Here is a 5,802-nt window from a genome sequence, read left to right on the forward strand (position 1 = left end):
GTAAAGTCTTAATGTCATTAATAATTTCTTCAAAAGGGATGTCTTCAAGGCCGGAATATAATTTCATGATCTTCCCCTCTTGATTAACTAAATAAAAATATGTCTGATGAATAACATCAGGGTTATTTTCAGGCTTTTTAACAATAGTTTTAAAATTATCCATGGCGAATTTCTCAATTTCCTCTTGTTTATAGCCAGTTAAAAAGTGCCAATTATTAAAATCCACGTCAAAATTACCCGCATACTTCGTTAAAACCTCTGGGGTATCGATTTCCGGATCTACACTGAAGGAAACAAACTCGATATTCTCGATTTTCTCTTTCTTCGCCAAGTCCTGCAGCTTAGCCATATTAAAAGTCATTGGTAAGCAAACATCAGGACAGTTCGTGTAGATAAAATCAGCTACCCAAACCTTTCCATTTAAATCGGATAGTCCAAGGGATTTATTATTTTGATCTGTAAAAGTAAAATCGGCAACTGGCCAGTTTTTGGCATCTTTTATTTCACTATTGCCACAAGCCGACAGAAGAAAGATTGTTAAGATCGATATGATGATTGTCATGACTCTAGATTTCATTTCTATATCCGCTCCTCTATATATTCGAACCTATTCTAGCAGACAGAAGAGAAAGAAGAAAGAAAAAAATATGGCAAACCTGTGACATTATGCAGATTTCATTTTATTTTTCAAGAATTTCATCTACTGGTGTTCTCATTATGTCATAGAATGATTTAATAAATGCTGAATAGTTAAACTGAACAGCAACCTTATGAATTTTATAATCTTTTGATTGTAAATCAGGCTTCTTCCGAAAATCTCCGATGCTTTGCCCAAATGCAATCCCTTTTTCAACAACTACTTGAATAGGTACCTCTGCATATTTAATTTCTGAGCTTTCCAGTAATGCCCACAGAGATAAAACATCATGTAAAGGACTTCCGCTAATGCCTGGGTTAGATTTTTGGTAGAAGGAATAATAATAATCGACCATTGGTTTTACTAAAAGGCCTATTTTATTATTAGTTGAAAGGTAATATTGGTGAAGCGAATCAATAATAGCTGGTGTAATAATAGCAGACATTGTTACATCTAAAGGAAAAAGATGAATTTTCTTATGTGAATTATTTATGAGAATTCTTGCAGCATATGGATCACCAAAAAAATTAGCCTCAGCAATTGGCGTCACATTCCCAGGAACATAAAAGGCCCCGCCCATAATGTAATAATCATTTACCTGTTCCATTATTCGCGGGGACAATATGAAAGCTGTTGCCAAAGAGGATATTCTGCCAATATTGACAATCGTGATGTTATGTTTGTACTTGTCAATCAGAAATTTTACCTCATAAAAATTTTCAAATAAATTTTCAATTACATCGAGATTAGGCACTATGGGACCTAGCCCTTCAAGTCCGTGCACCTCTGGAACATATTCAGGCATTTCACCTGTTAGCGGCAATTCAGCCCCTCCAAAAATAGGGATATTTTTAATACCTGTTACTTCCTGCAAGTAAGCCGCATTTCGAATCGCATCTTTTCTTGACACATTTCCATAATCTGCAACTATCCCAACAATATTAATTTCCTGGCAAAAATAAGCAAATAACATTGCTACAATATCATCAATCCCATAATCGCTAAATATAATGACATTTTTCATCCCCATCATGAATCCCCCCTGCTATTTATCATATTCACATAGCTTGAATAATTAGAAAGAAACATCTAATTTTCAGGGCAGGATCAATTGCTAGGATTACTTATCGTTATTCTTCATGATCATCCACTAAAGGAATAAAAATCTTGAAGGTTGTTCCCTTCCCATTTTGACTTTGCACTTCAATTTTCCCTTGCATTCTTTCGATGATTTGGTAACATACCATTAATCCGATTCCTGTTCCTTTCTCCTTTAATGAATAAAATGCCGTCCCTAACCGTTCTAGTTCTTCCGCACTCATTCCAATTCCTGTATCACTTATTTCAAAAACTCCATACTTTTCATCCTTATAAACCGAAATACTTAATGTACCTCCTACCTTCATAGCTTCGATTCCGTTCTTTAAAATATTAATTAGTACTTGCTTTAGCTCGCTAATATTCCCTTGAATAAAAACCCCTTCATTCAAAGTAGGAACGACCATAATATTTTTTGACATCATGGCATATGAATTCATCAGGTCCAGTACCTTTGAAGCTGTTTCGGCTGCATCCACCTTTTCGGTTTGTTCAATATCTGGCTTTGCTAAAGAAAGATAGTCATTGATAATCGTTTCGGCACGACTCATTTCTTCTATCATTAATCGAATATACATACGCTCTTCATCGCTCATTTGATCTTTAGCCAAAAAGATTTGCAGAAATCCTTTGACAACCGTCATAGGATTTCTTATTTCATGGGCAACAGAGGCTGCAAGCTGCCCAATTGCATTCATTTTTTCTGCTCTTTGAAGTTCTCGCAGAATTTTTGTTTTATGTAAGATTTGTTCCATTTCATCAATAGCTTCTTCAAAGCTGTGCATGGAAACAGCATTTTTATGAGTCGTTCCAAACTCCACAGAGGTGGCAGATAAACGATCAAAAAGCAAGGATAGCTGACTCGTCATATTATTAAATCGTTCGGCTAAAATACCCAAATCAGCCTGGTTTGGAGACATTAATTTCACATTGAAATTTCCATTGCTTACTTCATTAAAGCCCACGATTATTTCATTAACCGGATACATTACTTTTTTCAAGCCTCTTTTTAATATTAAATAACCGCTTATTGTCATCAGGAACAAAATTGCAATTAAATAGGCTGAAATTTCATTTCGGAATTCCGTAATAAGTTGTGCATTTATATCAAAGCTGATTACACCGACAACCTCATAATCTTGTCCAAGAATTGGAACAAAAGCCGATATCCAAGGTCCATACTTATCCTCGTACACTTCAGTAGATATGACTTTTTTAGACGTAACAGCTTTCTTAAAACCGTCTAAGTACACTTTACCCGCCTCATGATAAGAAAATGGGAGCAACCCAATCTTTTTATAACTTACGGAAGCGGCCAGAATAAAAATTTCAACTTCATTCATAACTTCCGGTGATAGAAGAATGGCATTTGTATAAGGTGCCTTTTCATTTACTAGTGACAGCTTTTCAGTAATACTTTGAAATATAGGATGATCTGCATTTCTATCATCATTTATCCTTTTTATATCCTTCGCATCGAAAGTCGTACTCCACAATGTTGACATTTCAGCAACACGATATTTCATCTGTTTTTCCATCTGGTTAGTTTGCAGGATTAAACTTATTCCAATTGTAATTGAAACTAGAATTAAACTTATTAAAAACGAGAATAGAAAAACTTTTCTGGACAAAGGTAAATTATTAATATGATCCTTCATAAGTCAGTCACCGAATCCTTATATTCTGAAACATTTAATATTTTCGACAAAGTTGAGCAAAATTCCTTTAAAGTCTAGTAATTGTTACAATATTTGCGTACTACTACCTATTATATATGACAAATCAATGAACCATGGGGATCATTTTTAGATTTCAAAATAAATTATGATATAGTAGAATGGTTAGATTCCAGTAAAATAATTAGAATTTAGGTGATTTAATGAGGATTAAATTAATTGCATATTTCCTAACAATTGCAGGCATACTTTCCCTATTATCGGCCTGCACATCCAAAATAGAAGAATCTTCCGGTTCAATTAAGGATGAGAGTGTTCATACTTTCCATGCAGAAAATGGAGACTTGCGCGAATTGACAAAATCTAATGAAGTGCTTCCGGATTTTCTGAATGAAAAGCCCGAGCAAATGCAAATCATATACGGGGCAGCTGCCCAGCACAAGGATTTATTAGAGGCGATTCCATGTTATTGCGGATGCGGAGAATCAGGAGGTCATAAGGATAATTATGATTGTTTTGTATATGAAAATAAACAATCTGGTGAAGTTGTCTGGGATGACCATGGGACACGCTGTGGCGTTTGTTTAGAAACAGCTGCTGAAAGCATTATTCAATACAAAGATGGAAAATCGATAAAAGAGATTCGCCAATACATTGATGATAAGTACAAAGAAGGATATGCGGAACCAACCCCTACCCCATTTCCAATCTAATCTCAACCTAAGCGATAGTCGCTTAGGTTTTTTTTCAATATAAAAAGAGTACCAGCTGCTAAGCCGATACTCAAAAATAGTTCAAGCGTTATTTTTTAATTCTGGAGTCTTAAATAGCTCCTCATACACTGGCCATTTTAAAACTCTTTTTAAATACTCTCGAAAAGAGTGATTCTTCATACCTTTCTTTGAATCCTTATAGAGGGATGTCATGAAAGTTTGCAAACGGACTTGAATCATGAAGTAAAATGGGCTATTTCTCTCTAATACAGGAATTTCCATAATCTTAACCTTCTGTCCAACAGCATTTTTGAACTCCAGGCTTTTAAATAGCAAAATATCAATCCTCTTTTTTACCCGTTTGACTATATTATACATGAATTTTGCTCTCGAAAGGTGTCTAAATATGTGTATATGAAAATATTTTTTCGCATAATTTTTCTTCAAATGCCCGTAAAATTACTTCAGACCCATTAATTTTCGTCTAAAGGTTCGTAATCATTCTGTTCTTCCCATTGCTGTTCCTTCTTTAATTTGCGCTTATAGACAATCTTTGATAAGTTGATGCTAATTTCATATAAGAATAATAACGGAATGGCAACAAGGAAATCTGACATAAAGTCAGGCGGGGAAATAACAATGGCAATAACAATAAGAATAAAGTATGCATATTTTCGAATTTTTGCAAGGGCATATGGGTTAAGTATTCCTAGTGATGTCAAGAACATGACTACAACTGGCAATTCAAACAGTACTCCGAATGGCATGGTCATATTCATAATAAACCGGAAATACTTTTCCGCAGTGAAATTCGTTTCCAGCATCTGCCCACCTAAATCAACAAGAAAGCCCAACACTGTCGGGAAAATAACAAAATAGCCGAAACAAAGACCAACGATAAATAAAATAAATAATGCAGGAATATATGAGAGTGAAATTCTTCTTTCTACCGGACTTAAAGCTGGTTTAACAAATAGCCAAATTTGCAAAGCTAAAACCGGGATTGTCGCTGCAATGGCAACAACAGATGCAATCATAAAGTAAACCCAGATAATATCACTTGGACCAAGTACAATAAGTTTCACATCAAGGTCGCGGACAAACCAATGATAAATTTCTTCCACATACATGAAACCTGCTACAAAGAAAACTAAAAAGGCTGCTATAGTTATAATTAACCTTTTCCTTAATTCATCCAAATGCTCAACTAAGTTCAGTTCTTTATCTTCCATTTTCTTCTCCTGAAAATACTATGTTTGGAATAACGGCAAAAAGACGAAAAAAAAGGCAAGACATTCATCTTGCCATCTTATTTAAGCGTTTTTTTCTTGTCATCCTCTAATTCTTCCATCACGTCACTTGTTAAATCACGAGTAGATTTCTTAAATTCCCTAAGTGTTTGACCGAAAGCACGGCCGATCTCAGGTAATTTTTTTGGGCCAAATATAATTAATGCCAAAACAAGAATTAGAATTAATCCAGGAACTCCGATGTTTGAAAGCATAAACATCCTCCTCAAAATAACTTACTGATAAACCTAAATTCAATTATAGTGCTTTTAACAACGCTTGTGGTAAAAGATCAAGAAAGTTCATATTTAGTTCACAAAACGCTTTACCTTCTTGTCACTATAATAAGCTGTACCATTTTCATTATAATATCGGATGCTATTTTAAAC

The 5,802-nt window shown here is 34.6% G+C and carries 7 protein-coding genes; 1 reads left to right on the top strand and 6 read right to left on the bottom strand.

What is annotated here, in order from left to right; translation table 11 throughout:
* The 3 genes from V7164_RS23030 to V7164_RS23040 all read right to left on the bottom strand — a co-directional run.
* Positions 1–577, bottom strand: a 577-nt coding sequence (locus tag V7164_RS23030; protein ID WP_335355339.1) for an SCO family protein, incomplete at its 3' end; no start/stop codon positions are given.
* Positions 578–680: 103 nt separating this feature from the next.
* The gene (locus V7164_RS23035; protein ID WP_335355340.1) at positions 681–1,670 is read right to left on the bottom strand and encodes a nucleoside hydrolase; all 990 of its coding nucleotides are present in this window, start codon (positions 1,668–1,670) and stop codon (positions 681–683) included.
* 97 nt (positions 1,671–1,767) lie between these two features.
* Entirely contained in the window at positions 1,768–3,261 is a 1,494-nt protein-coding gene (locus tag V7164_RS23040) for an ATP-binding protein (RefSeq protein ID WP_335355341.1), read from the bottom strand.
* Positions 3,262–3,614: 353 nt separating this feature from the next.
* On the opposite strand from V7164_RS23040, the gene V7164_RS23045 reads away from it, so the two are divergent.
* Positions 3,615–4,124 carry a PCYCGC motif-containing (lipo)protein gene (locus V7164_RS23045; RefSeq protein ID WP_335355342.1) on the top strand — a complete coding sequence of 170 codons (510 nt, stop codon included), beginning with the start codon at positions 3,615–3,617 and terminating at the stop codon, positions 4,122–4,124.
* Between the two features lie 81 nt (positions 4,125–4,205).
* Here V7164_RS23045 and V7164_RS23050 read toward each other — a convergent pair whose 3' ends face one another.
* The 3 genes from V7164_RS23050 to V7164_RS23060 all read right to left on the bottom strand — a co-directional run bounded on the left by V7164_RS23050 (position 4,206) and on the right by V7164_RS23060 (position 5,628).
* A complete protein-coding gene (locus tag V7164_RS23050; RefSeq protein WP_335345530.1) occupies positions 4,206–4,460 on the bottom strand; it encodes a DUF2535 family protein in 255 nt (84 codons plus the stop codon).
* 137 nt (positions 4,461–4,597) lie between these two features.
* Positions 4,598–5,356, bottom strand: a complete 759-nt coding sequence (tatC, locus tag V7164_RS23055; RefSeq protein ID WP_335355343.1) for a twin-arginine translocase subunit TatC — start codon at positions 5,354–5,356, stop codon at positions 4,598–4,600.
* 77 nt (positions 5,357–5,433) lie between these two features.
* Positions 5,434–5,628, bottom strand: a complete 195-nt coding sequence (locus V7164_RS23060) for a twin-arginine translocase TatA/TatE family subunit (protein ID WP_066299667.1) — start codon at positions 5,626–5,628, stop codon at positions 5,434–5,436.
* Between the last annotated feature and the right edge of the window lie 174 nt (positions 5,629–5,802).

Origin of the sequence: Bacillus sp. JJ1474 (assembly GCF_036965225.1) — a bacterium.
GTDB lineage: Bacteria > Bacillota > Bacilli > Bacillales > Cytobacillaceae > Cytobacillus.

Excerpts from the sequence above, each read along its gene's own strand:
- V7164_RS23040 (WP_335355341.1), bottom strand. The coding sequence starts at position 3,261 with ATGAAATATCGTGTTGCTGAAATGTCAACATTGTGGAGTACGACTTTC.
- tatC (WP_335355343.1), bottom strand. The coding sequence starts at position 5,356 with ATGGAAGATAAAGAACTGAACTTAGTTGAGCATTTGGATGAATTAAGG.
- V7164_RS23035 (WP_335355340.1), bottom strand. The coding sequence starts at position 1,670 with ATGATGGGGATGAAAAATGTCATTATATTTAGCGATTATGGGATTGAT.
- V7164_RS23045 (WP_335355342.1), top strand. The coding sequence starts at position 3,615 with ATGAGGATTAAATTAATTGCATATTTCCTAACAATTGCAGGCATACTT.
- V7164_RS23060 (WP_066299667.1), bottom strand. The coding sequence starts at position 5,628 with ATGCTTTCAAACATCGGAGTTCCTGGATTAATTCTAATTCTTGTTTTG.